At 72.2% G+C, this 24275-nt stretch carries 21 protein-coding genes; 4 read left to right on the forward strand and 17 right to left on the reverse strand.

What is annotated here, in order from left to right; translation table 11 throughout:
* Positions 1 to 17: 17 nt before the first annotated feature.
* The 10 genes from IE237_RS03290 to IE237_RS03335 all read right to left on the reverse strand — a co-directional run bounded on the left by IE237_RS03290 (position 18) and on the right by IE237_RS03335 (position 11783).
* Complete coding sequence (locus tag IE237_RS03290) at positions 18 to 413, reverse strand: cytidine deaminase (RefSeq protein WP_189800253.1); 396 nt, start codon at positions 411 to 413, stop codon at positions 18 to 20.
* Complete coding sequence (locus IE237_RS03295; protein ID WP_189800254.1) at positions 410 to 1672, reverse strand: ABC transporter permease; 1263 nt, start codon at positions 1670 to 1672, stop codon at positions 410 to 412. The genes IE237_RS03290 and IE237_RS03295 overlap by 4 nt, the downstream gene beginning before the upstream one ends.
* Positions 1669 to 2784 carry an ABC transporter permease gene (locus IE237_RS03300; protein ID WP_189800255.1) on the reverse strand — a complete coding sequence of 372 codons (1116 nt, stop codon included), beginning with the start codon at positions 2782 to 2784 and terminating at the stop codon, positions 1669 to 1671. Before IE237_RS03300 ends, IE237_RS03295 begins: the two co-directional genes overlap by 4 nt.
* Positions 2781 to 4418 carry an ABC transporter ATP-binding protein gene (locus tag IE237_RS03305; RefSeq protein WP_189800670.1) on the reverse strand — a complete coding sequence of 546 codons (1638 nt, stop codon included), beginning with the start codon at positions 4416 to 4418 and terminating at the stop codon, positions 2781 to 2783. The genes IE237_RS03300 and IE237_RS03305 overlap by 4 nt, the downstream gene beginning before the upstream one ends.
* A gap of 194 nt (positions 4419 to 4612) precedes the next feature.
* On the reverse strand, positions 4613 to 5671 hold the full coding sequence (locus IE237_RS03310) for a BMP family lipoprotein (protein ID WP_189800256.1): 1059 nt from the start codon (positions 5669 to 5671) through the stop codon (positions 4613 to 4615).
* Positions 5672 to 5975: 304 nt separating this feature from the next.
* Positions 5976 to 7196, reverse strand: coding sequence for an amidohydrolase (locus IE237_RS03315; RefSeq protein ID WP_189800257.1), 1221 nt, complete (start codon positions 7194 to 7196; stop codon positions 5976 to 5978).
* 116 nt (positions 7197 to 7312) lie between these two features.
* A complete protein-coding gene (locus tag IE237_RS03320; RefSeq protein ID WP_189800258.1) occupies positions 7313 to 8401 on the reverse strand; it encodes a hypothetical protein in 1089 nt (362 codons plus the stop codon).
* Positions 8398 to 9291 (reverse strand): N-acetylneuraminate synthase family protein, encoded by an 894-nt coding sequence (locus tag IE237_RS03325; protein ID WP_189800259.1) that lies wholly within the window; start codon positions 9289 to 9291, stop codon positions 8398 to 8400. Before IE237_RS03325 ends, IE237_RS03320 begins: the two co-directional genes overlap by 4 nt.
* 9 nt (positions 9292 to 9300) lie before the next feature.
* Complete coding sequence (locus tag IE237_RS03330) at positions 9301 to 10494, reverse strand: acylneuraminate cytidylyltransferase (protein WP_189800260.1); 1194 nt, start codon at positions 10492 to 10494, stop codon at positions 9301 to 9303.
* Complete coding sequence (locus IE237_RS03335) at positions 10494 to 11783, reverse strand: DUF6716 putative glycosyltransferase (protein ID WP_189800261.1); 1290 nt, start codon at positions 11781 to 11783, stop codon at positions 10494 to 10496. Before IE237_RS03335 ends, IE237_RS03330 begins: the two co-directional genes overlap by 1 nt.
* A gap of 219 nt (positions 11784 to 12002) precedes the next feature.
* On the opposite strand from IE237_RS03335, the gene IE237_RS03340 reads away from it, so the two are divergent.
* Both IE237_RS03340 and IE237_RS03345 read left to right on the forward strand, forming a co-directional pair.
* Positions 12003 to 13028, forward strand: a complete 1026-nt coding sequence (locus tag IE237_RS03340; protein WP_189800262.1) for a glycosyltransferase family 2 protein — start codon at positions 12003 to 12005, stop codon at positions 13026 to 13028.
* The gene (locus tag IE237_RS03345; protein WP_189800263.1) at positions 13025 to 14341 is read left to right on the forward strand and encodes an alpha-2,8-polysialyltransferase family protein; all 1317 of its coding nucleotides are present in this window, start codon (positions 13025 to 13027) and stop codon (positions 14339 to 14341) included. Before IE237_RS03340 ends, IE237_RS03345 begins: the two co-directional genes overlap by 4 nt.
* A gap of 66 nt (positions 14342 to 14407) precedes the next feature.
* Here IE237_RS03345 and IE237_RS03350 read toward each other — a convergent pair whose 3' ends face one another.
* From IE237_RS03350 to IE237_RS03360, 3 genes are all read right to left on the reverse strand, one after another.
* Positions 14408 to 15229: a MerR family transcriptional regulator gene (locus tag IE237_RS03350; protein WP_189800264.1), complete on the reverse strand. Its 822-nt coding sequence runs from the start codon at positions 15227 to 15229 to the stop codon at positions 14408 to 14410.
* A gap of 52 nt (positions 15230 to 15281) precedes the next feature.
* The gene (gene leuE, locus IE237_RS03355; protein ID WP_189800265.1) at positions 15282 to 15938 is read right to left on the reverse strand and encodes a leucine efflux protein LeuE; all 657 of its coding nucleotides are present in this window, start codon (positions 15936 to 15938) and stop codon (positions 15282 to 15284) included.
* A 61-nt stretch (positions 15939 to 15999) separates the two neighbouring features.
* A complete protein-coding gene (locus IE237_RS03360) occupies positions 16000 to 17580 on the reverse strand; it encodes an acyl-CoA mutase large subunit family protein (protein ID WP_189800266.1) in 1581 nt (526 codons plus the stop codon).
* Positions 17581 to 17698: 118 nt separating this feature from the next.
* On the opposite strand from IE237_RS03360, the gene IE237_RS03365 reads away from it, so the two are divergent.
* Positions 17699 to 18568, forward strand: coding sequence for a L,D-transpeptidase family protein (locus IE237_RS03365; RefSeq protein WP_189800267.1), 870 nt, complete (start codon positions 17699 to 17701; stop codon positions 18566 to 18568).
* A gap of 150 nt (positions 18569 to 18718) precedes the next feature.
* On the opposite strand, the gene IE237_RS03370 is transcribed toward IE237_RS03365, so the two are convergent.
* Together IE237_RS03370 and IE237_RS03375 are read right to left on the reverse strand one after the other, a co-directional pair.
* Complete coding sequence (locus tag IE237_RS03370) at positions 18719 to 19825, reverse strand: hypothetical protein (RefSeq protein ID WP_189800268.1); 1107 nt, start codon at positions 19823 to 19825, stop codon at positions 18719 to 18721.
* On the reverse strand, positions 19825 to 20514 hold the full coding sequence (locus IE237_RS03375; protein ID WP_189800269.1) for an RNA polymerase sigma factor: 690 nt from the start codon (positions 20512 to 20514) through the stop codon (positions 19825 to 19827). Before IE237_RS03375 ends, IE237_RS03370 begins: the two co-directional genes overlap by 1 nt.
* 418 nt (positions 20515 to 20932) lie before the next feature.
* On the opposite strand from IE237_RS03375, the gene IE237_RS03380 reads away from it, so the two are divergent.
* Positions 20933 to 21670, forward strand: a complete 738-nt coding sequence (locus IE237_RS03380) for a Clp protease N-terminal domain-containing protein (protein WP_189800270.1) — start codon at positions 20933 to 20935, stop codon at positions 21668 to 21670.
* A gap of 126 nt (positions 21671 to 21796) precedes the next feature.
* Here IE237_RS03380 and IE237_RS03385 read toward each other — a convergent pair whose 3' ends face one another.
* A complete protein-coding gene (locus tag IE237_RS03385; RefSeq protein WP_189800271.1) occupies positions 21797 to 22357 on the reverse strand; it encodes a hypothetical protein in 561 nt (186 codons plus the stop codon).
* A gap of 157 nt (positions 22358 to 22514) precedes the next feature.
* Positions 22515 to 24143: a beta-N-acetylhexosaminidase gene (locus IE237_RS03390; protein WP_189800272.1), complete on the reverse strand. Its 1629-nt coding sequence runs from the start codon at positions 24141 to 24143 to the stop codon at positions 22515 to 22517.
* Between the last annotated feature and the right edge of the window lie 132 nt (positions 24144 to 24275).

Here is a 24275-nt window from a genome sequence, read left to right on the forward strand (position 1 = left end):
AGGGCCGCTCCGAGGAACTACTTGGCGAGGTGGTCCGGGCCGAAGGCCTGCGGAAGCATCTCGGCCAGGGTCAGGAACCCGGCCGGGGTCTCCAGGACGAGCTCGGGGCCGCCGAACTCGTACAGGAGCTGCCGGCAGCGCCCGCACGGGACCAGGGACTCGCCCCGGCCGTCCACGCACACGAAGTGCGTGAGCCGGCCGCCCCCGGTCGCCTGGAGCTGCGACACGAGGCCGCACTCGGCGCACAGGGCGAGGCCGAAGGAGGCGTTCTCCACGTTGCAGCCGGAGATCACCCGCCCGTCGTCCACGAGGGCCGCCGCGCCGACCGGGTAGCCCGAGTACGGGGCGTACGCGTGCGACATCGCCTCGCGGGCGGTCTCCCGGAGCAGGTCCCAGTCGGGCGCCGTCGTCACTTGCCCTCGCCCTTGCGGTACGGCAGGCCGTCCGCCTTCGGCATCCGCAGGCGCTGCGCCGAGAGGGCGAGCACGAGCAGGGTGGTGATGTACGGGGCGGCGTCGACGAACTGGCTCGGGACCTCGTCGGTCAGGAAGTACCAGAGGAAGAAGGCGACGGAGAAGCCGGCGGAGACGGCCGCGACCACGTACTTCTTCTTGTACAGCTGCCAGAGGGCGGCGATCACCAGGAGCAGCGCGACGAGCAGCAGCAGCGCGTGGACGTTCTCGGCGCCGCCGCGCAGCTTGAGGCTGTCGGTGAAGCCGAAGAGGCTCGCGCCGAGCGCCATGCCGCCGGGCATCCAGTTGCCGAAGATCATCGCGGCGAGACCGATGTAGCCGCGGCCGCCGGTCTGGCCCTCCTGGTAGATGCCGGTGGAGACGATCGCGAGGAACGCGCCGCCGAGGCCGGCGAGGCCGCCGGAGACGACGACGGCGATGTACTTGTACTTGTAGACGTTGACGCCCAGGGACTCGGCCGCGACCGGGTTCTCACCGCAGGAGCGCAGCCGCAGGCCGAAGGCCGTGCGCCACAGGATCCACCAGGTGGCCGGGATGAGCAGGGCGGCCACGATCGTCAGCAGCGACAGGTTGGTGACCAGGCCGCCGAGGATGCCGGCGATGTCCGAGATCAGGAACCAGTGCTTCTGCTGGAGGTCCATCAGCCAGTCCGAGAGTCCTGGGATGGTGATGTCGGTGATCGGGTCGATGCGCGGGGACTGCTTGGAGGAGCCGCCCTCGGCCTTGTCGAAGGTGAAGTTCGACAGGTACTGGGTGAAGCCGACCGCCAGGATGTTGATCGCCACACCGGAGACGATGTGGTTCACGTTGAACGTGACGGTGATGATCGCGTGCAGGAGGCCGCCGAGCGCGCCGCCGAGGATGCCGACGACGACGCCGGTCCACGGGCCCCACTGGTAGCCGGCCCAGGCGCCGAACCAGGTGCCGAGCACCATCATGCCTTCGAGGCCGATGTTGACGACGCCCGCGCGCTCGGCCCACAGGCCGCCGAGACCGGCCATGGCGATCGGCACGGCGAGCTGGAGGGCGCCGGAGATCTGGCCGACGGAGGTGAGGTCGTCGGCGCCGGAGACGACGCGGACGAGCGAGAAGAGGACGAGGCCGGCCGCGACGATCAGCAGGATCCAGGGCCAGGTCAGCTTGCGGCGTCCGGCCTTCTTGGGCGCGGCGCTCGGCTTGGCGACAGTGCCGGTGCTCATGCCGAGACCTCCTTGTCGGTCTTGATGGCGCCGCCGGCGGCGAGCTCCTCGCCGACCTTCTGCTGCTGGCGGCGGGTGCCGTAACGGCGGACGAGCTCGTAGGAGACGACCACGGCGATCACGATGATGCCCTGCATGATCTGGGTGATCTCCTTCGGGTAACCCGAGACGTCGAGGTTCGAGGACGCCTTGTCGAGGAACGCGAAGAGGAGGGCCGAGAAGAGGATGCCGACCGGGTGGTTGCGGCCGAGCAGGGCGACGGTGATGGCGGTGAAGCCGACGTTGACCGGGAAGGCCAGGCTGTACGTGTGCGACTCGCCGAGCAGGATCGGCATGCCGGCCAGACCGGCCAGGCCGCCCGAGATCAGCATCGCGGTGAGGATCATCTTCTTGGCGTCGACGCCGCTGGCCTGGGCCGCGGACTCGCTCTCACCGGTGGCGCGCAGGTCGAAGCCGAAGCGGGTGCGGTTGAGGACGAACCAGTAGACGACGCCGAGCGCGAGCGCGACGAAGGTGAAGCCGTAGATCTGGCCGCCGTCGCCCATGTCGATGCCGGGGAACCAGCCGGACTCGGCGATCTGACCGGTGGTGAGGTCGTTGGAGCCGGCGGGCTGGACGCCGAAGTTCTTCGGCAGGATGAGCCAGGCCACCAGGGAGGTGGTGATGGCGTTGAGCATGATCGTGGAGACGACCTCGGAGACGCCCCGGGTGGTCTTCAGGATGCCCGCGATGCCGGCCCAGATGGCACCGGTCGCGATGGCGACGATCACGATCAGCAGGATGTGCAGCGGACCGGGCAGGTCGACGGCCGCGCCGACCAGGGCCGAGACCATCGCGGCGAGGCGGTACTGGCCCTCGACGCCGATGTTGAAGAGGTTCATCCGGAAGCCGATGGCCACGGCCAGGGCTGCCAGATAGTAGATCCCGGTCTGGTTGACGATGAGGACCTGGACGTCGGAGTACCCGGCGTTCTCGATCATCAGCCGGATCGGCTCGATCGGGTCCAGGCCCGTCGCGAGCAGCACCAGGACGGTGAGCACGAAGGACGTGACCAGGGCGAGCACCGGGCCGGCGGCCCCGATGATCAGCTTGTCCTTGTCGATCTTCATCATCGGGCGTCACCGTCTTCGGGCTGCTCTTCGGTGCCTTCGAGGCGGCCGGTGGCTGCGCCGGTCATGGCGGAGCCCAGCTGCTCGGGCGTGATGGTGGCGGGGTCGGCGTCGGCGACCAGCTTGCCGCGGTACATGACACGGAGGGTGTCGGAGAGGCCGATCAGCTCGTCGAGGTCGGCGGAGATCAGCAGCACCGCGAGGCCTTCGCGGCGGGCGTCCCGGATCGCGTCCCAGATCTGCGCCTGCGCGCCGACGTCCACACCGCGGGTGGGGTGGGCGGCGATCAGGAACTTGGGGTTGTGGCTCATCTCGCGGCCGACGATCAGCTTCTGCTGGTTGCCGCCGGAGAGGGAGGACGCGGTGACGTCGATGCCGGGCGTGCGGACGTCGTACTCGCGCACGATCCGCTCGGTGTCCTTGCGGGCGGCCTTCGGGTCGAGGATGCCGCGCTTGGAGTTGGGGGCCTCGGTGACGTGGCCGAGGATGCGGTTCTCCCAGAGGGGGGCCTCCAGGAGCAGGCCGTGGCGGTGGCGGTCCTCGGGGATGTAGCCGATGCCGCCCTCGCGGCGCTTGCGCACCGAGGTCTTGGAGATGTCGTCGCCGTCGAGGGTGATGACGCCCGTGTCGGGGCTGGCGATGCCCATCAGGGCCTCGATGAGCTCGGTCTGGCCGTTGCCCTCGACACCGGCGATGCCGAGGATCTCGCCCTTGTGGATGGTGAGCGAGATGTCGTCGAGGAGCTTGCGGCCGGTGGCGGCCTCCTCGTGCACGGTGACGGTGACCGACGGGTCGGCCGGGGCGGCGGTGGTCAGCGGGGCGCCGGAGGCGCCGCTCTCCAGCAGCGTCAGGCCTTCGACCGTGAGCATGGCCACGTCGGTGACCGTCGACTCGCGGGTCTCCGGCGAGGGCAGCTCGCTGCCGACCATCAGCTCGGCGAGCTGCTTGGTGGTGGCGGTCTTCGGGTCGGCGGTGCCGACCGTGGTGCCCCGGCGGATGACGGTGATGTCGTCGGCGACCTTCAGGACCTCGCCCAGCTTGTGCGAGATGAAGATGACCGTGAGGCCCTCGGACTTGAGCTCGCGCAGGTTGTCGAAGAGCGCGTCGACCTCCTGTGGGACGAGGACGGCAGTCGGCTCGTCGAGGATGAGGATCTTCGCGCCTCGGTAGAGGACCTTGAGGATCTCCACGCGCTGCCGGTCGGCGACGCCGAGGTCCTCCAGGAGGGCGTCGGGGCGGACCCCGAGCCCGTACGCGTCGGAGATCTCCTGGATCTTCTTCCGCGCCTTGGCGCCGATGCCGTAGAGCTTCTCGCCGCCCAGGACGACGTTCTCCAGGACGGTGAGGTTGTCGGCGAGCATGAAGTGCTGGTGCACCATGCCGATGCCGCGCGCGATGGCGTCACCGGGGCTGGAGAAGGTGACCTGCTCGCCGTCGACGGCGATGGTGCCCTCGTCCGGCTTCTGCATGCCGTAGAGGATCTTCATGAGGGTCGACTTGCCGGCGCCGTTCTCGCCGATGAGGGCGTGCACGGTGCCCTTGCGGACCGTGATGGCGATGTCCTTGTTGGCGACGACGCCGGGGAATCGCTTGGTGATGCCGTGCAGTTCTACGGCAGGGGGGCTGGACGCGTTGATGACGCACTCTCCTTGGCCGGAAGGAGTGGGAGCGGGGAGGGCAGGGCGGGGCGAAGTTATCGTGCCAGGGAGACATCTACACGCGTAGCGCTGCCGAAAAATGAAAACCCGTACGGGAATGGGCCCGGGGCCCGGGATCCGGTGGGGGTGCCACCGGACGCCGGGCCCGGGCTCAGGTCGTGACCTGCCGGTCCTTACGGAGCGGTCTTGACCGTGATCTTGCCGTCGACGATGTCCTTCTTCGCCTTCTCCACGGCGGCGGTGACATCGGTCATCTTCACGTACGCCGGGTTGGAGTCGGCCAGGCCGACGCCGTCCGTGGCGAGGCCGTAGCGGATCTCACCGGTCTGCGGCTTGCCGTCCTTGACCGACTTGATCACGTTGTAGACGGAGTCGGAGACGTCCTTGGTGACCGAGGTCAGGATGTGGTCCTTGTAGGAGGCCAGACCCGCCTGGTTGTACTGGTCGGAGTCGACGCCGATGGCCCACTTGCCCGCGGTCGCGGCGGCCTCGATGGAGCCCGAACCGGCCAGACCGGCGGCGGCGTAGATCACGTCGGCGCCCTTGTCGAGCTGGCCCTGCGCAGCGGCCTTGCCGAGGTCGGGCTTCGAGAAGCCGTCGAAGTTCGGCGGCTGGGTCAGGTACTGGGTGAGCACCTTCGCCTTGGGGTTGGTGTCCTTGACGCCCTGGGTGAAGCCCGCCTCGAACTTCTTGATCAGCGGAACCTCGACACCGCCGATGAAGCCGACCGTGCCGGTCTTGGAGGCCTTGGCGGCGGCGACGCCGGCCAGGTAGGAGCCCTGCTCCTCGTTGAAGACCAGGTTGGCGATGTTCGGGGCGGTCACCGAGGTGTCGTCGATGAGGCCGAACGTGGTCTTCGGGAAGGCCTTGGAGACCTTCGCGATGGCCGGGGCGTAGGAGAAGCCGACGCCGATGACCGGGTTGTTGCCGGCGCGGGCCAGCGAGGTGAGGCGCGCGACCTTGTCGGCGTCGCTCTCGCCCTGCGACGGCTCGGCCTCGGCGCCCTTGACGCCGAGGTCGTCCTCGGCCTTCTTCAGGCCCGCGTAGGCGGCGTCGTTGAAGGACTGGTCGCCGCGGCCGCCGATGTCGTACGCGATCGCGGCCTTGACGGCCTTCGAGTCGGTGGTCGAGCTGGAGCCCGAGTCGTTCGAAGACTTGCCACAGGCGGTGGCGGAGAGCGCGAGCGCCGCGGAGGCGATGCCCACGGTCGTGATCCTGGTGATCCGGCGCAAGAGGAGGGTCCCTTCAAGACTGACCGAAAGCGCCTCTTCCGGCGCTGGTTTCGCGGCGATCGTAACGCGCGTAGATGTCAGTTAAAGACCCGTTCATGAGTCGTTATCGGATCGTCGCGAACCGGCCAGCCGAGGCGACCGGGGGCGTTCGGCCCGGTACCGCCGGTTATACCGCCCGGACGGGGTGCCCGGACAGGGGTCGGGAGGCGACGCGCCGGGCGCTGGGCCGACCGTGGGACAGCGCTGGGCCGGACGGACGAGCGAACCTGTTCGAAGCGGTTGGCGCCCTCCGCCCGGCCGGAAATCAGCGCTGGGGCGTGGCGCCGAGCAGGGCCGCGGCCGTGAAGAGCTCCACACCGGCCTCGATGCACCGCTCGTCCACGTCGAAGTCGCCGGCGTGCAGGTCCCGGACGCGGGTGTCGCCGGGGGTACGGACGCCGAGGCGGGCCATCGCGCCGGGGACGTGCTCCAGGTACCAGGAGAAGTCCTCGCCGCCGAGGCTCTGCTCGGTGTCCTCGATCGACTGCGGTCCGCGGCGGACCGTCATGGCGTCGCGGAGCAGTTCGGTCACGACCGGGTCGTTCACGACCGGCGGGACGCCCCGGACGTAGGTGACGGTCGACTTGGCCCGGTGCAGGGTGGCGACCTCGTCGATCGCCGCGTGGACCAGGTCGGGCGCGTCCCGCCAGGAGGGCAGGTCGAGGCAGCGGACGGTGCCGGAGAGCTCGGCGTGCTGCGGGATCACGTTGGGGGCGTGGCCGGCCTCGATGCGGCCCCAGGTGACCGAGAGGCCCGAGCGGGCGTCGACCCGGCGGGCGAGGACGGCCGGGACGTCGGTGGCGACCCGGGCGGCGGCGGTGACGAGGTCGGTGGTGAGGTGCGGGCGGGCGGTGTGACCGCCGGGGCCGTCGAGGGTGATCTCCAGGCGGTCGCAGGCGGAGGTGATGGGGCCGACCCGGAGCCCGATCTTCCCGGCGTCGACCCGGGGGTCGCAGTGGACGGCGATGATCCGGCCCACGCCGTCCAGGACCCCGGCCTCGACGGCGTCGGCGGCGCCCCCGGGCAGGACCTCCTCGGCGGGCTGGAAGATCAGCCGCACGGCGTTCGGCAGCAGTCCGCGGCGGTCGAGCTCGGCGAGGACGAGCCCGGCGCCGAGGACGGTGGTGGTGTGGACGTCGTGGCCACAGGCGTGGGCGCGGTTGGCCACGGTGGAGCGGTACGCGACGGTCTTGACGTCGGGGATGGGCAGCGCGTCCAGGTCGGCGCGGATCGCCAGCATGGCCCGGCCCGGTTCCCGGGTGCCGATGTCACAGATGAGTCCGGTGCCTGCCGGCAGGACCTTCGGCGCGAGGCCGGCCGCCTCCAGGCGGGCCTTGAGCGCGGCGGTCGTACGGAACTCCTGGTTCCCGAGCTCGGGGTGCATGTGCAAGTCCCTGCGGAAGGCGACGAGTTCGGCGCGCAGGGAGTCGGACAGCGTTCCGGGCAGGGTGACGGAGCCTGGCTCACGGGACTTCAACTGGTTCACCCTTTGAAGGGTAGGCCCGTGGAAGGGTCAACTGCCCGTTGATCACGAAAAGTTCAGCCCCTTAGGGGAAAGAATCTCGGTTTGGCAGGCATGAAGCTCACTCCTTGTGGGTACGCTCAGCCGAATTCGAGCCGGTCGGCCGGACCGGCCGCCCGGGTGGTGAGCCGGTCGACCTCGTGGGCCGCGGTGCCCGCCACCCCGGACAGGAAGCCCTGCGCGCGCGGCGACGCGGTCGCCCGCAGCCACTCGGGCGCGATCTCGATGACGGCGACCTTCACCCCGGTGCCGGCCAGGGCCAGGGGCAGGGTGTGCACGACCGTGGACGGGAAGCTGACGACCGTGCGTCCGATGGGGCCGCGCCGGGCGATCAGCTCCAGGGGCAGATCGGGCCGGACCACCTGGAGGCCGGTCTCGACCGCGATCCGGTGCAGTTTCTCGGCGCTCTCCCTGCGGTGCGCGAAGTAGCGGGTGGCGCCGTGGGCGCGGGCGAGCTCGTGCACCACGCGCGCGTAGTGGTCGGCGTCGACGACGCCCGTCTCGACCAGGGAGGTGCCGACCAGGTCCGCGCCGCCGGTGAGCAGCGGCGGGCCGAAGCTGTCCCGGGTCCAGGCGTACGTGTTCTCGGTGACCGTGACGCCCGGCGGGGCCTCCACGGGCAGCGAGGTGAAGATCTCGACCGTACGGCCCCGGGTCGGGGCGAGCTTCCGCCGGGCGAGGCTCGTGACCGGGGCGAGGACCAGCTCGCGCGGGCCCATGCTGCCCTTGCGGTGCCAGCGCACCAGGCGCTCGCCGCGGCCGAGCTGGGCGGCGAACTCCATGGTCGCCGTGCCGTCGTCGACGACCGTCAGGTGCCGGGGGGCGAAGAGGGTCAGGAGGAGCTGGACGTACCGGGAGAACGGGTCACCGATGATCACCCGCTCCGCCGAGCGCAGCGGCCGGGCGAGCTCCCGCAGGGTGCGGACGAGCGCGCCCCGGCCGCCGCGGGCCTCCTGCCAGCGGACGGTGAGGCCCTGGTCGCGGGCCAGCTGGGCCATCCGGCGCAGCTGGCCCCGCGACATGGGGTCGGTCGGCGAGAGCACGACGACCGTGAGGGGCGGGGCGGCGTCCGCCTCCGTCGCGGGCACATCGGGTGTCTGCGTGTGTGCCCATTCCAGGACGTTGAGGAGCTGGACCGGGCTCTCGACGAACGCCAGCTGCCCGGTCATGCGGCGACGGTGCCCTGGACCCGGCGGAGCTTCTTCATCGGGCCGAGCTCCGACTCGTACACCTTCTTGACGCCGTCGCCGAGGGCCGCCTCGATGGTGCGGATGTCGCGGACCAGGCGCTGGAGGCCCTGCGGCTCGACGGAGGCGGCCTGGTCGGAGCCCCACATGGCGCGGTCGAGGGTGATGTGGCGCTCGACGAAGGTGGCGCCGAGGGCGACGGCGGCCAGCGTGGTCTGGAGGCCGGTCTCGTGGCCGGAGTAGCCGATCGGGACGTTCGGGTACTCCTCCTGGAGCGTCTGGATGACGCGGAGGTTGAGCTCCTCGGCCTTGGCCGGGTAGGTCGAGGTGGCGTGGCAGAGCAGGATGTTGTCCGAGCCGAGGACCTCGACCGCGTGGCGGATCTGCTTCGGGGTCGACATGCCGGTGGAGAGGATCACCGTGCGGCCGGTGGCGCGCAGCTCGCGCAGCAGCTCGTCGTCGGTGAGGGAGGCGGAGGCCACCTTGTGGGCGGGGACGTCGAACTTCTCCAGGAAGGCGACCGCCTCGGTGTCCCACGGGGAGGCGAACCAGTCGATGCCGCGCTCCTTGCAGTGCTCGTCGATGGCGCGGTACTCGTCCTCGCCGAACTCCACGCGGTGGCGGTAGTCGATGTACGTCATCCGGCCCCAGGGGGTGTCGCGCTCGATGTCCCACTGGTCGCGCGGGGTGCAGATCTCCGGGGTGCGCTTCTGGAACTTGACGGCGTCGCAGCCGGCCTCGGCGGCCACGTCGATCAGCTTGAAGGCGTTGTCGAGGTCGCCGTTGTGGTTGATGCCGATCTCGCCGCAGACGTAGACGGGCTGACCCGGGCCGGCGGTCTTGGTGCCGAGGGTGCGCAGACGGGTGCTCATGGTCGTTCCTTACGGGTTGGGGGTGTTCAGCTCGGGTCCGAGGAGCCAGGCGGCGATCTCGCGGATCGCCCCGGAGCCGCCCGGGGTGACGGTGACCGCGCGGGCGGCGGCCCGTACGGAGTCGTGGGCACTGCTCACCGCGACGGGCCAGCCGACGAGGTGGAAGCAGGGCAGGTCGTTGACGTCGTTGCCGGCGTAGAGGACGCGCTGCGGGTCGATGCCCTCGGCCTCGCACCACTCCTTGAGGGCGCGGTCCTTGCGGTCGATGCCGTGCAGGACGGGGATCCTGAGCTTGCGGGCGCGGGCGGCGACCACGGCGTTCTGCTCGGTGGAGAGGATGAGGACGGGCAGTCCGGCGCGGCGCAGGGCCGCGATTCCCAGGCCGTCGCCGCGGTGCGCGGAGACGAACTCGCGGCCCTCGGCGTCGAGGTGGACCCGGTCGTCGGTCTGGGTGCCGTCGAAGTCGAGGACGACGGCGTCGACGTCGGCGAAGCCGGGCGTGACGGGCTCGTCGAGGAGCGGCGCGAGGGCCTTGGCGCGGGCCAGGTCGTGCGGGTCGTCGATCTCCAGGACCCGGGCGGGGTCGGTGACGACGAGCGCGGTGCGGCCGAAGAAGCGGTGCCCGTGGGTGCGGAAGCCGGCCGCGTCCATCGCGTAGACGGCGCCGGTCTCCAGGAACTCGGGCTCCCGGTCCTGGCGGCGCGGGCGGTGCGCCTTGTCGTGGTTGACGCCGGTGGCGCCCGTCGGGCTGTCCTGGGGATCGCGCCAGAGGAAGCCGTGGGACGGGGCGGCCGTGAAGGCGGTGTCGGCGGCGCCCGAGGTGATCCGCTCGGCGGTCTCGGCGACCTCGGCGGAGGTGAGGAAGGGGCTGGTGCACTGGACGAGGAGGACCACGTCGGCCGGGCGGCCGTGGGTGGCCTCGAAGGCGTCCATCGCGTGCAGGACCGCGGCCTCGCTGGTGGCGGTGTCGCCCGCGATCTCGGCGGGCCGGCGGACGGCCTCGGCTCCGGCGGTGCGGGCCGCCGCCGCGATGGCGGGGTCGTCGGTGGAGACCACGACGTGGGTGACCGGGCGGGCGCCGAGGCAGGCGTGGACGGCGCGTGCCACCAGGGGGACCCCGGCCACCGGGGCGAGGTTCTTGGCGGGCACGCCCTTGGAGCCGCCCCGGGCGGGGATGACGGCGAGCACGATCGGGGACGGCATCAGAGTTCTCCCAGGCGGCGGATGACGGGGGCGACGCGCTGCACGCCGTGGCGGTACGCGCCCCGCGCGGCCTCCCGGACGACCCTGCGCAGCCCGCTCTCGCGGGGCTCGGGCGCGGTGACGTCCAGGCGGTGGCGGGCGAGGATCCCGGGCAGGTAGCCGGGGGCCGTCTCCGCGGTGTAGTAGGGGCTGACGGGGGGCAGGGCGGGGAGCGCGAGGAGCTCGGCGACCCGGTCGCGTGCGGCGTCGAAGGCCGCCTCGTACGGGCTGTCGGAGGCGACGCCCTGCCGGGCGAGCCAGGTCTCGTCGGGCGCCGGCACGTCCCCCTTGTCGAGCCGGTCGAAGGAGGTGAGCAGGCCGGAGCCGACGAAGTGGTGGTTGCCGAGGGCCTCGCGGACCCCGAGGTCGGTGAGGATCGCGGTGGGGATCCGGCGGTGGAGCGCTTCGAGGGCGGCCGTGGAGGAGACGGTGACCAGCAGGTCGGTGCGGTCGAGGACCTCGCCCATGTGCCCGTACACGAGCCGGAAGTTGGCCGGCGGGTCGAGCTCGCGGACCAGCTTCTGGAAGGGGAACTCCTCCAGGTGCGTGGTGTGTTCGCCCGGCTTGGAGCGGAGTTTGAGGAGCACCTCGCGACCCGGGTGGAGACGGGCGTGATCGATCAACCGCCGCAGTACGTAAGCCCGTTCGGCGCGGGTGGCGGGCACGGAGGGCTGGGCGGCGAAGACCAGGGTGTCGCGGCCGGCCTCGGGGGCGTGCGGGGCGCCGCCGAGGAAGGGCAGCGCGGCCTCGACGACCGAGTCGGCGCCGGCGCCGACGCCCTCGTAGACGGCGCGGAAACGCTCGGCGTCGTGGCGGGAGTTGGCGAGGACCACGTCGGCTCCGTGACGGAGCAGGAGGCCGTCGGTCAGCTTCTCGTAGACGACGCCGACGTAGCCGGTGACGATCACCGGGCGCCGCTCCAGGGCGAGGTCGGCCAGGCCCTGGAGGACGGCGCGGACGGTGCCGCCGACCAGGGAGAGCACGAGGACGTCGTACCGCTCGCCGCGCTCCTCCGCGTCCCGTACCTCGCGCAGGAACTCCGCGCCCGTCACCTCGCGCGGGGCGGTCGTGGACACCCCGGTCTCGGCGAGCTGGCGCGGGGTGGGCGTGGCCCGTCCGCGCAGGACGAAACCGGTGGGTTCGGCGGTGGCCGTGGTGATGCGGCGCGCGGTGAGAGCGCCCCATTTCCACCGGGTGTCGGAGTCGGCGAGTACGGCGACCCGTACCGCTTCTCTGGTACTTGCTGGCACGTCGAGGACGCTAGAAGGGCATTCCGCTTTCCGGCCCAACTGGGCCACAACAAACGGTGAACAGAGCCTCTCCGCCTGTTGAAGTGGGTCGCTGTCCGGACATCCGGCGGCTGATTTCCCCTGCGGGTAAAGGCGGTTAATCGGCCCGCCGCCTGGTGTTCACCGAAAAGCTGCCCGACGGTCGGTGGGAATGCCGGGGCGGCGCCTAGCGTCGGCCGCGTGGTCAAGCTCTCCGTCGTCGTGCCGTTCTTCAACGTGCAGACATACGCCCCCGACACCCTCACGAGCCTGCGGGCCAACGCCCGCGAGGACTTCGAGTTCCTCCTTGTCGACGACTGCTCCTCCGACGGGACACCCGAGCTCCTCGAACGGGCCGCGCGCGAGATCCCGGGTGCCGTCCTGATCAGGCACGAGCACAACGAGGGCCTCGCCACGGCCCGGAACACCGGCCTCGACGCCGCCCGCGGCGAGTACATCGCCTTCCTCGACGGGGACGACTGGCTCGCCCCCGGCTACTACGACCGGCTCGTCGCCGCCGCCGACGGGCTGCGCTGCGACTTCCTGCGCACCGACCACGTCACGGTCACCGGGCGCAACCGCGCGGTGCGCCGGGTGCCGGTCGCCCGGCGCGGCGAGGTGCTGCGTCCGCGGGACGCGATCCTGCCGGCGCACCGGACGACCTCGGTCGACTACCCGTACGCCTGGGCCGGGATCTACCACCGGCGGCTCCTGGACCGGGGTCTGCTGCACTTCCCGCACGGGCTGCGGACGGCCGAGGACCGGCCCTGGATCTGGAAACTCCACCGCGAGGCGGAATCGTTCGCCGCGATCGGTGAACTCGGTGTGTTCTATCGGCGCGGGGTGGCGACCTCGCTCACCCAGATCGGCGATGTCCGGCAATTGGATTTCATTCGCGCATTCGACCAGGTGATCGAGGAAACGGCGAAGGACGCGGACGCGGATCTTCTTCTTCCCAAAGCCGTCCGCACGTATTGCGCGGTGATTTCCCATCACATCGGCTCGATCGAACGGTTCGAGCCCGAGGTGGCGCGCCGGCTGAAGGCGATGAGCGCGGGCGCGCTGCGGCGGATGCCCCAGGGGGTCCTCGACGAGGTGCTGACGGCGATGGGCGGGGACCGCGCGACGACGCTGCGACGACTGCGCAGGCGGCGCCCCGCACCACCGCCGGAGGCGCCGGTCCGCGAGGCGGGCGCGGGCGCGAAGTCGACGGAGGTGGCCGCGTGAGCGCCCGCCGCACCACCCAGATCTTCTGCGCCTCCACCCTCTACGGCGCCGTGACGCTCGCCGCCGCGCTCGACAGCGGCGCCTTCGCGCCGGCCGACCGCCGGATCCTCCTCGTCACCAACAACGCGGCCGTCCCGGAGACGACGCCCGCCCTCGACGAGGCCGAGGGCTTCGAGCGGCTGCGCGGCCGCTTCGACTCGGTCCTGTCGTGGAACGAGACGATCTCCCCGCTCCACCCGGCCGGCTGGACCCCGCGCGCGAGCGATCTGCCGCTCCTCCAGCGCCATCTGCGCAAGCTCTGGGACCTCCGCGACGACCGCGTCGAGCTCGCCCTGGAATCGCTCCAGGTGACGCCCGCGCTCGCCATCGCCCAGCTGCTTCCCGACGCGCCCGTCACGGTGTACGCGGACGGTCTGATGAGCTACGGCCCGACCCGCAACAAGATCGACCCGCTGATCGGCGGGCGGGTGGGCCGGCTGCTCCACCTGGACCTGGTCCCCGGGCTCGCGCCGCTGCTGCTCGCCGAGTTCGGTGCGGTGCCGGAGCCGGTGCCGACGGAGGCGTTCACGAAGGTCGTGGAGGAACTGGCGGGACCGCCCGCCGGGCCCGCCGAGGAGGGCCCTGCGCTGCTCCTCGGCCAGTACCTGGCCGCGCTGAACCTGCTGACCCCCGCCGAGGAGGAGGAGCTGCACCTGCGGATGGTCCGGGGCGCGATCGCCCGCGGCCACCGGCGGCTCGTCTTCAAGCCGCACCCGACGGCCCCGGACGCCTGGTCGCGGTCACTCGTGGAGGCGGCCGAGGAGCTCGGCGCCGCCCTCACCGTCGAGGACCGGCCGGTCCTCGCCGAGGTGCTCTACCGCGAGCTGCGGCCCGCGCTCGTCGTCGGCTGCTTCTCGACGGCGCTGCTCACGGCGGCGACCTTCTACGGGGTGCCGGTCGCCCGGGTCGGCACGCGGGCCCTCCTGGAGCGGCTCACCCCGTTCCAGAACAGCAACCGGATCCCGCTCACCGTGGTCGACGCGGTCGTCCCGCCCCTGGAGGCGGAGGGCGACGACACCGCGGTCGGGACGGAGGAGCTGAACGACCTGGTCGCGGCGGTCGGCTTCGCGATGCAGCCGAAGATCCGCCCGGAGCTGCGCGAGCCCGCAGTACGGCACCTCTCGGGCCCGCTCGCCGAGCGCACCCGGCACCACTTCACCCGGCGCCGTCTCACCGTCCTGAACCTGCCGGGCGGTCTGCCGATCCCCCGCCACCCCAAGGTCCGCCGCCTCGCCCGGCGGGCGCTGCGGCTGCGCAAGGCGCTGAAGAAGTAGGAACCGCCACCGAAGACGGCGGGCCCGGGAACCCGTGCGGGGGTCCCGGGCCCGCAGCGCGTGCGATCAGGCGCGGACGATCGGCTCCTGGATCTCGGAGACCCAGCCGGCCGGGTCCTCCGGGCACTCCAGGTACAGCTCACGGGCGTAGCCGGCGGACCGGTAGCCGTTGGTGTCGATCCAGGAGGCCAGGGCCTGCACGGTCGGCAGGATCTCGTCCATGGAACCGCGGTGGACGATGGTGGCCGCCTCCTCGATACCGGGCAGGACGTGCACCTCGACGCCCTCCGCGACGGTGCCCTCGGGCACGGTCGTCGCCGCGTGCACGCGGACCGAACCGTCCCCCTTGCCCGCGTCCTCGTAGTACGCGACGGCCGGGCCGAAGCCGGTGACGCCCGCGCCCTCCAGACGGCCGCACAGCTCCTCGTACAGCGGACCGATGACCGGGGTGATGTCCTCCGGTCCGTAACTCGCGGCGACCGCGCTCAGCTCGGCGACGCGGACGGCGGGGACCTTCTTGACGACGACGTCCTGTGTGGACATGCGTCCCTCACTCTCGATGGCACGGAGCCTCGCACCGACCTGGGCGAGCCGGGCCCGCGCCGCCTCCAGGGCCGCTTCCAGCTCGGCCTGGCGCAGACGCAGCATCCCGCGCAGCTCCTCCGCGCCGAGCTCCTCCCCGAGGATCGCCCCCACCTGTTCGAGGGTGAAGCCGAGGTCCTTGAGCGCGATGACACGGTTGAGCAGGGCGAGCTGGTCCGCGGTGTAGAAGCGGTAGCCGCTGTGCGGGTCGACGTGGGCCGGGCGCAGCAGTCCGATGGCGTCGTAGTGGCGCAGCATCCGGACCGACACCCGCCCGTGCCGGGCGAAGTCTCCGATGGTGAACATGACGCCCCCTACGGAACGGCCTCACACGGTGTGAGGGTCAAGCTTCTCCGGATCAGGCGGCGCTGCTGAGCGAGAGCTTCGCCGCGAAGCCGAGGAAGAGGGCGCCGGCGGCGGAGGTGGCTCCCGCCGAGAGGCGCTTGCGGCGCCGGAACGCCTCGGCGAGCCGTGTGCCGCCGAATATCAGGGTCGTCAGGTAGAGGAAGCTGCCGAGCTGGAGCAGGGTGCCGAGGACCAGGAAGGACAGGGCCGGGTAGGCGTATCCGGGGTCGACGAACTGCACGAAGAAGGAGATCAGGAAGAGGATCGCCTTCGGGTTGAAGAGGCTGATGATCAGCGCCCGGCGGTACGGGTGCTCGGACGGTCCGGTGTCCGGCTCCGCGGCGGCCTCGGCGGCGGTCTCGTGCCGGGTGCGCCACATCGCCAGGGCGGCCCGCAGCATGCCGATCGCCATCCAGGTCAGATAGCCCGCGCCCGCGTACTTCACGATCGTGAAGAGGAGCGGGGTGGTCTGGAGCAGCGAGGCGGCGCCGAGCGCGGCGAGCGTCATCAGCACCGCGTCGCCGGTGAACACGCCGGCGGCGGCCTTGTATCCGGTCCGGGTGCCCTTGCGGGCGGCGACGGACAGCACGTACAGCGAGTTCGGCCCCGGCAGGAGGATGATGAGGACGAGCCCGGCGAGATAGGTCGGAAGATCGGTGACACCCAGCATGAAGCGGAGTGTCGCACACCGGTACGACACTCCGCCGGGGGGTTTCGGTGGGCGGAATCTCCTAGAACGCGTCCGTCGGGACGTACGTGCCCCAGACGGCGCGCAGGGCGTCGCAGACCTCGCCGACGGTGGCGCGGGCCCTGAGGGCCTCCTTCATCGGGTAGAGGACGTTGTCGGTGCCTTCGGCGGCCTTCTTCAGCCCGGCGAGGGCGGCGTCGACGGCCGGCCGGTCGCGTTCGGCGCGCAGCGCGGCGAGGCGCTCGGCCTGCTGGGCCTCGATGGCGGGGTCGACCCGGAGCGGTTCGTAGGGCTCCTCGACGTCGGCGGTGAATCGGTTGACGCCGACGACGACCCGCTCGCCGCTGTCCGTCTCCTGCGCGATCCGGTAGGCCGAGCGCTCGATCTCGCCCTTCTGGAAGCCGCGCTCGATGGCGCTGACCGCGCCGCCCATCTCCTCGACCCGGCCCATCAGCTCCAGGGCCGCGGCCTCGACGTCGTCCGTCATCCTCTCCACGACGTAGGAGCCGGCGAAGGGGTCGACGGTGGCGGTGACGTCCGTCTCGTACGCCAGGACCTGCTGGGTGCGCAGGGCGAGGCGGGCGGACTTGTCCGTCGGCAGGGCGATGGCCTCGTCGAAGGAGTTGGTGTGCAGCGACTGGGTGCCGCCGAGGACGGCCGCGAGGCCCTGCACGGCGACGCGCACCAGGTTGACCTCGGGCTGCTGGGCGGTGAGCTGCACCCCGGCGGTCTGGGTGTGGAAGCGGAGCATCAGCGACTTGGGGTTCTCCGCGCCGAACTCCTCCTTCATCACCCGCGCCCAGATCCGGCGGGCCGCCCGGAACTTGGCGACCTCCTCCAGGATCGTCGTCCGGGCCACGAAGAAGAAGGAGAGGCGGGGCGCGAAGTCGTCCACGTCCATCCCGGCGGCGACGGCCGTGCGGACGTACTCGATGCCGTCGGCGAGGGTGAACGCGATCTCCTGCGCGGGCGAGGCTCCGGCCTCCGCCATGTGGTAGCCGGAGATCGAGATGGTGTTCCACTTCGGGATCTCGGACCGGCAGTACTTGAAGGTGTCCGCGATCAGCCGCAGCGAGGGCTTCGGCGGGAAGATGTACGTGCCCCGGGCGATGTACTCCTTGAGCACGTCGTTCTGGATCGTGCCGGTCAGCTTTTCCGCCGGCACGCCCTGCTCCTCGCCGACGAGCTGGTAGAGCAGGAGGAGGAGCGCGCCGGGGGCGTTGATGGTCATCGACGTGGAGACCTTGTCCAGCGGGATCCCGTCGAACAGCACGCGCATGTCGTCGATCGAGTCGATGGCGACGCCGACCTTGCCGACCTCGCCGTGCGCGAGGGGCGCGTCGGAGTCGTGGCCCATCTGGGTCGGCAGGTCGAAGGCGACCGACAGGCCCATGGTGCCGTTGGCGATGAGCTGCTTGTAGCGGGCGTTGGACTCGACGGCGGTGCCGAAGCCGGCGTACTGCCGCATCGTCCAGGGGCGCCCGGTGTACATCGAGGGGTACACGCCGCGCGTGAAGGGGTACGCGCCCGGCTCGCCCAGCTTTTCGGCGGGATCCCATCCGTCCAGGGCGTCCGGCCCGTACACCGGCTCGATGGGCAACCCCGACTCCGACTCGCGCGCCATGCCTGTGCCTCCCGACAGTCGTCTTCCTCACAGGATGCGCGGTTAGGGCCCCACGTGCGCAACCGCACGCGCGCGGGAAGCATCCCTACGTACACACGACACACTTCGGGGGACAATCATGAAGCGGTCTTCGGCCGTCATACGCAGAGTGGTTCTGGCAGCGGCGGCGGTGGCTCTCGCCGCCGGCTGTACGCCGGACGCGTCCGGTACGGGTACGGGCAGGCCGTCCGCCCCGGCATCGTCCTCGCCGGGGACCCCCGGCGCCACGCCGACCGACGCCCCCACCGCGGACGGCAAGCCGCCGTCCCCCTCCTCGACCTTCCCCACCGCCACGCCCTCCACCGGGGCGCCCTCGGCGAAGCCCCTCATGGGCGACGGCGACGAGAACGAGCAGGTGCGGGAGCTCCAGGCGCGGCTGCGGCAGCTCGACTTCTTCGACCGGGCCCCCACGGGCTTCTACGGGACGATGACCGCGGGCGCGGTCAAGAAGTTCCAGGCGCGCCGGGGGCTTCCCGAGACGGGTTCGGTCGACGAGACGACCTGGCGGCAGCTGCTCTCCGCGAGCCGGAAGCCGACCGCCGACGAGCTGAAGCCGTCGACCACGAACAAGCTGGACACCCCGGACGCGCGGTGCATGACCGGCCGGGTGATGTGCATCAGCAAGGAGAGCCGGACCCTCGCCTGGATGATCGACGGCAAGGTCGTCTCGTCGATGGACGTCCGCTTCGGCTCGGAGAACACGCCGACCCGTGAGGGCCTCTTCACGGTCGAGTGGAAGGCGAAGGACTGGACGTCGACGATCTACCACACGCCCATGCCGTACGCGATGTTCTTCAGCCGGGGCCAGGCCGTTCACTACTCGGCGGACTTCGCGGCCCGCGGCTACGCCGGGGCCTCGCACGGCTGCGTCAACGTCCGGGACCGGGCCAAGCTGTCGGCCCTCTTCGACCAGGTGAAGGTCGGCGACAAGGTCGTCGTCCACTGGTAGGGACGGAAGAGAGAGGGGCGCGGGTGGGACCGGGGGAACGTGTCCCACCCGCGCCGGGTGCGCGGAGCCGTAGGTACGGGGGGAACCCCGGCTCTCTGCGCGGCCGATGACCAGTCGGCATTTCTTACTGCGCCGACGGGCCGAGAAGTGTTACACCCCGAGCGGAACGCGTGCCTCGGCAGTGATTCCGGCGGTGATCCCGGCGGGCGGCGCGGCGGTGATCCCGGCCTGGACCCGGGTGTCGGGAAGGACGACTCCGGCCCGGTCCCCGACGCCGCCGGCGGACCGCTCGGCGCCGTTCCCGCCGCGGGAACCGCCCTTGGACCCCTCCTTCGAGCCACCCTTGCGGTCGCCGTCGGAGTCGTCCTTGCCGTCGCCCTTGGTGTCGTCCCCGGAATCGCCGTCCTTCTCGGGCGTGCCGGTGTCGCCGGACAGGATCCGGTCGCAGTAGCGGCGCAGGGTCTCGCCGTTGCGCAGGGTGTTCGTGAGCTGCTGCCGGCCGGTGGCGTCGAGCTTCCCCGTCCGGAACTCCCGGCAGGCCTTGAGGACCTTCTCGCGGAGGTCCGTGGAACCGGCGCCGTCCTTGCCGCCCGTCCCGCCGGTCGGCCTGCCCGGCTTCGGGGTGCCCGGCCCCGGGGTGACCGTGCCGCGCCCGTCCGGGACGCGGGGGGTCGGGGTGGTGGACCCGGAGTCGCCCGACGGGGACGCGCCGGGCGTGGGGTCGCCGCCGCCCGGTTCCGTCGGGGGTGCCTCGGGGTCCTGGCGTATGCCGGGCTCCTTCGAGACGAGGGGGTCCGCCGTCTCCCCCGCCGTGACCGAGCTGGCGGGCGCCGGGCCGACCAGCGGCAGCACGCCCGTACCGGCGGCGACGGCGACGCCGCCGACCGTGACGGCGGCGACCGCGGCGGCCAGTCCGTACCGTACGGAACGCGCCCAGCGGCGCGCCGGTGCGGTGGCCGGCGCGAGCCGCACCCGGCCCAGGTCGGCGGAGGCGGGCGCGGCGGGCGCGGCGGCCGTCGCCGCGGCGGCCGCGGCCCGCTCGGCGGTGGCCTTGCGGAAGGCGGCGAGCGCCGCCGCCTCTCCGGGAAGCTCGGCGTGGGCGGCCGGGGGTACGGCGGGGACACGGGCCGTGCCGAGGGCCTCGGCGAGGCGCTCGGCCTGGGCGCGCGCACGGTCGTCGACGGCCTCGACCGGCTCGCCGCGGAGCAGCCGCTCCGCGGCCTCCTGGTCGAGCCACTGGTACCGCTCGTCGGCCATCACATGTCCTTCTGCGTACGCGGACGTGATTGCGTCACACCGCGGGGGGCCACGGAGCCCGGCGCGCGGCCGCGTTGCGGAGGGACACCGTCCAGCGGGACGACGGTCCCGTCGGTGCCGTCCGGCCCGTCCTGCCCGCCGTCCGCCCCGAGGAGTTCGGCGAGCTTCTTGAGACCCCGGTGTGCGGCGGTGCGCACGGCGCCGGGGCGTTTGCCCAGGGTGTCGGCGGCGCTCTTGGCGTCGAGGCCGACGACGACGCGCAGGACGACGGCCTCGGCCTGGTCCTGCGGGAGCTGGGCGATCAGCTGCATGGTGTCGCCGGTGGCGAGGGCCTCCAGGGCCTCGCCGGCCGTGTCGGAGTCGGCGGGCTTGTCGGCGAGTTCGGTCTCGTCGGCGCCCACGGCGGGACGGCGGCCGCGCATCCGGATGTGGTCGAGGGCGCGGTTACGGGCGATCCGGGCCGCCCAGCCGCGGAACCGGTCCGCGTCCCCGTCGAAGCGGTCGAGGTCGCGGGTTATCTGGAGCCAGGACTCGGAGGCGACGTCCTCGGCGTCCGCGTCGCCGACCAGCGTGCGTATGTAGCCGAGCAGCCGCGGGTGCACGGCGCGATACACAGCACGGAAGGCGTCCTCGTCCCCGTCCTGCGCAGCGAGCACCGCGGTCGTCAGCTCCGCGTCGTCCCCCAGCACTCCCCAAACCCTGTTCGTCGGTGACGTGGTCGCGCCCCGCGTCATCGCGGCTGGTCACCACCGCCACGCGGCCTCGCGCACCTGCACGCTACGTCGTGTCGCGGCGTCGCGTCCACGCGGTCCGGGGTCTTTGTACAACTTGCAACCTTCGCGTGGCCCGCGAGGGTGTGACAGAAACCGCACCCCTGGCGCTGATAGGAGTACGGAGCCGTGCTGCGGCTCCGTGGACGACGACCGGGGCCTCTCCTGTGGGGGGTGGCGGCCCCGGTCGTCTCCCTTTTCCCCCTCCCGGCGCGCCTTCTCGCCTCTTCTCGCTTCTTCTCACTCTTTCGCGCGACCTCGCGTCTCCGGGTGGACTCCACCTTTCGAGTGTCAACCGACCGTTGACACTGGAGGGGTGTCAACCTAGGGTTGCCTCATGACGAATCCAGTCGGCCCGAATGTCCCCGTCCGTCTCGACGAACTCATCGAAGCCATCAAGAAGGTCCATCCCGACGCCCTGGAGCAGCTCTCGGGCGCGGTCATCGCGGCGGACCACCTCGGCGACGTCGCCGACCACCTCATCGGCCACTTCGTGGACCAGGCCCGGCGCTCCGGCGCCTCCTGGACCGACATCGGCCGCAGCATGGGCGTCACCCGCCAGGCGGCCCAGAAGCGCTTCGTGCCGAAGGGCCCCGACGCCGCCCAGATGGACCCGAGCGCGGGGTTCAGCCGCTTCACCCCCCGCGCCCGCAAGGTGGTCGTGACCTCCCAGGAGGAGGCCCGGACGGCCTCCCACGCGGAGATCGTGCCCGGCCACCTCGTCCTGGGCCTGCTCGCCGACCCCGAGGCGCTCGCCATGCAGTGGCTGGCCGGGCACGACGTGACGGAGGAAGCGGTGCGCGAGGCGGTGACCCCGACTCTGCCGCCGCAGGCCGAGGAGATCCCGGCGCTGATCCCGTTCGACGCGGACTCGAAGAAGGTCCTGGAGCTGACGTTCCGCGAGGCGCTGCGCCTCGGCCACAACTACGTCGGCACCGAGCACATCCTGCTGGCCCTGCTGGAGCAGGAGGACGGGCAGGGCGTGCTGAGCGGGCTCGGCCTGGACAAGGCCACGGCGGAGCGGGAGATCGCGGAGGCGGTCGCGTCGATCGCGGTCCAGACCCCGGAGTCCTGAGCCCGCAGGACGTCGGGCGGTGCGGGCCCGGCGGACGTCGGGCGGTGCGGGCCCGGCGGACGTCGGGCGGTGCGGGCCCGGCGGACGTCGGGCGGTGCGGGCCCCGCGCCGCCCGAGCCGCGGCCGTCAGGCGGTGCGGGCCCGGCGGGAGACGACCGCGCGCAGCACCCGGCCGCCCTCGACGGAGAGCTCACGGGCCCGGCGCAGTCCGGTCGGGCCGTGGGCGACCGTCTCCAGGACGGCCTGCTGGCGGCGGAGCTCCCCGGCGAGCAGCGGGCCCGCGCCGTCCGCGTCCCCGGCCCGGCAGCGCTCGACGAGGCCGTCGGGCACTCCGGCCGCGTCGTACCGCCCGTGCAGGGCGAGCGCCGCGACGGAGCAGTCCCCGGCCCAGGCGCGCAGGGCTTCGGCGGTCCAGGTCTCCGGGGCTTCGGTCAGCATGGCGCGTACGGCCCCGGCGTCCTCCGTGCCGTCGGCGTCGAGGTCGACGCGGGCCTTGGCGACGGCCTCGCCCCAGGCGGCCCCGTCGCCGCGCGCGACGGCCGCCCACACGGGGCGCAGGGCGTCGGCCCCCTCGGGGGCGAGCAGCGGCAGACAGCGGTCGAGGCAGGCGAGTCCGGCCGCGGCCAGCCCTCGCGCGTCGGCCCCGTCGATCAGTTCCAGCAGGCTCCGGCCGTTCCCCGACGTCATGGACGCCTCCTCGCCACCCGATGCGGACGCAGTACTTCCCCTACTGCGCCGGGGGGCGCTTTTTCGTCACTGCGCGGCCGGAATCATGCCAGTGGCCCCGGTGCGCTGCATAGAGGTCGGACGGGCGAGGAACCGCTCCCCCTCCAGCGTCGGGCGCTCAGCGCACCTTCGCCGCGAGCGACCTGAACTGGTCCCAGGTCAGTGTCGGTTTCGCCGGGTCCCAGACCTTCTGCGCGAGGGCCGTGAGCGGCAGGCGGATGCCGTCCGCCACCTGGGCCTGCGTCTGGGCCCGCGACAGGTCGCACCAGACCGCGAAGCGCGCGCCGAGGATCTGGGGGTCGTACCGCGCCGGCACGGGCGTGGTGCCGCGCACGACGAGCGGGGTCCACTGCTCGTAGATCCGGCGGCCGGTGGGGTACGTGAAGTCGTTGGGCTGGCCGAGGACGTAGTACAGGTACTCGTCGTTGAGGTTGACCAGCCGCCGGCCCGCGCTCAGGTACGAGACGGGCTCCCGGGCGCCGATCTCCTTGCCCGTCCAGTACTCGACCTGGAGGTCCTCGGCGGCGCTCACGACCCCGCCCGTGAAGAAGCCGTCGTTCCACGCCTTGAGCGTCTTGCCGGTGGGCCGGACGACGGCCGCGCGGTCGTTGAGCCAGCCGGTGGCGAGGTCCTGGACGCGGCCGGAGGGGCCGTACTTCGCGCGCGCGGCCGCCGCCAGCCCCGGGTAGCTCGCCTCGGGGTTCTTGGACATCAGGGCGACGTACTCGTCGGCCCCGAGGTGCCAGTACGCCCCGGGGAAGAGCTGGGTGTACTCGCGCAGCAGGTCGTCGACGATCCGGGCCGCGGCGGGGTCGGAGATGTCCACGGCCCCGCGCGGGGTCCGGCCGCTCGCGCTGACGAGCTGGAGGTCCGGGTGGGCGGCGATGACGGCGCCGAGGTGTCCCGGCGAGTCGATCTCGGGGACGACCGTGATGTGGCGGCTCGCCGCGAGGGCGAGGATGCGGCGGACCTCGGCCTTGGTGAGGTGCTGCTGCGACACGACCTCGGGGTGGCTGTCGGAGGCGATCCGGAAGCCCTGGTCGTCGGAGAAGTGCAGTCCGAGCTGGTTGAGCTTGAGGTCGCCCATCTCGCGGATGCGGTCCTCGATCCAGGCGGCGGTGAAGTGCTTGCGGGCGATGTCCAGGTTCAGCCCGCGCTGGGGCTTGGCGGGCCGGTCGGTGACGGTCCCCTCGGGTATCGCCCCGGTGGCCTTCACCGACTGCTTGAGCGTGCGGGTGCCGTAGAAGACGCCCGCCTCGTCGGGGCCGGCGATCCGGACCCGGCCGTCGCGGACCGTCAGGGTGTACGACTCGGGGGCGCCCGTCCCGCCCACGGCCAGTTCGACGTCCCCGGCTCCGGCCGCGGCGGCACCGCGGTACGGAATGCCGAGCTCCCCGGCGAGCAGCCGTCCCTCGTCGGCGAGGGCCTCGCTGTTCGCGCCGAGGACGACCCCGCCGGTGGGCGCGGGCTTCCAGCCGGGGCCGCGGGCGGCCTCGTGCGCGCGGACGGAGGGGACGGTGCGGGGCGCGGTGGAGAGGGGGTAGTTCTTCGTGGGCGTCGGCGTGGGCGGCGGCGTCGGGCTGGGCGGCGGGGCGCTCGTCGGCGCGGCGCTCGCGGTCGCTCCCGTGGAGGACGGGCCGGCCGGACCTGACGGAGATCCGTTCGAACAGGCCGCCACGGTGGCCAGTGCCACCGCGGTCGCCAGAAGGGCGGGGCCCCGGCGAGGCCCCCGAATGGAGTACCGCATCAATCGGAATCCTCTCGTACGGATGGCCGTACGACCAGTCGGCACCATGGATCCCGTCACGGGACCGGAAGCCGATCGTCCATCATCTGTTCCGAAACTCTCCCTTCCGGGTGAAATTCGCGCATCCGTCGG

It is taken from the genome of Streptomyces tanashiensis, from assembly GCF_014648895.1.
Taxonomy (GTDB): Bacteria; Actinomycetota; Actinomycetes; order Streptomycetales; family Streptomycetaceae; genus Streptomyces; species Streptomyces tanashiensis.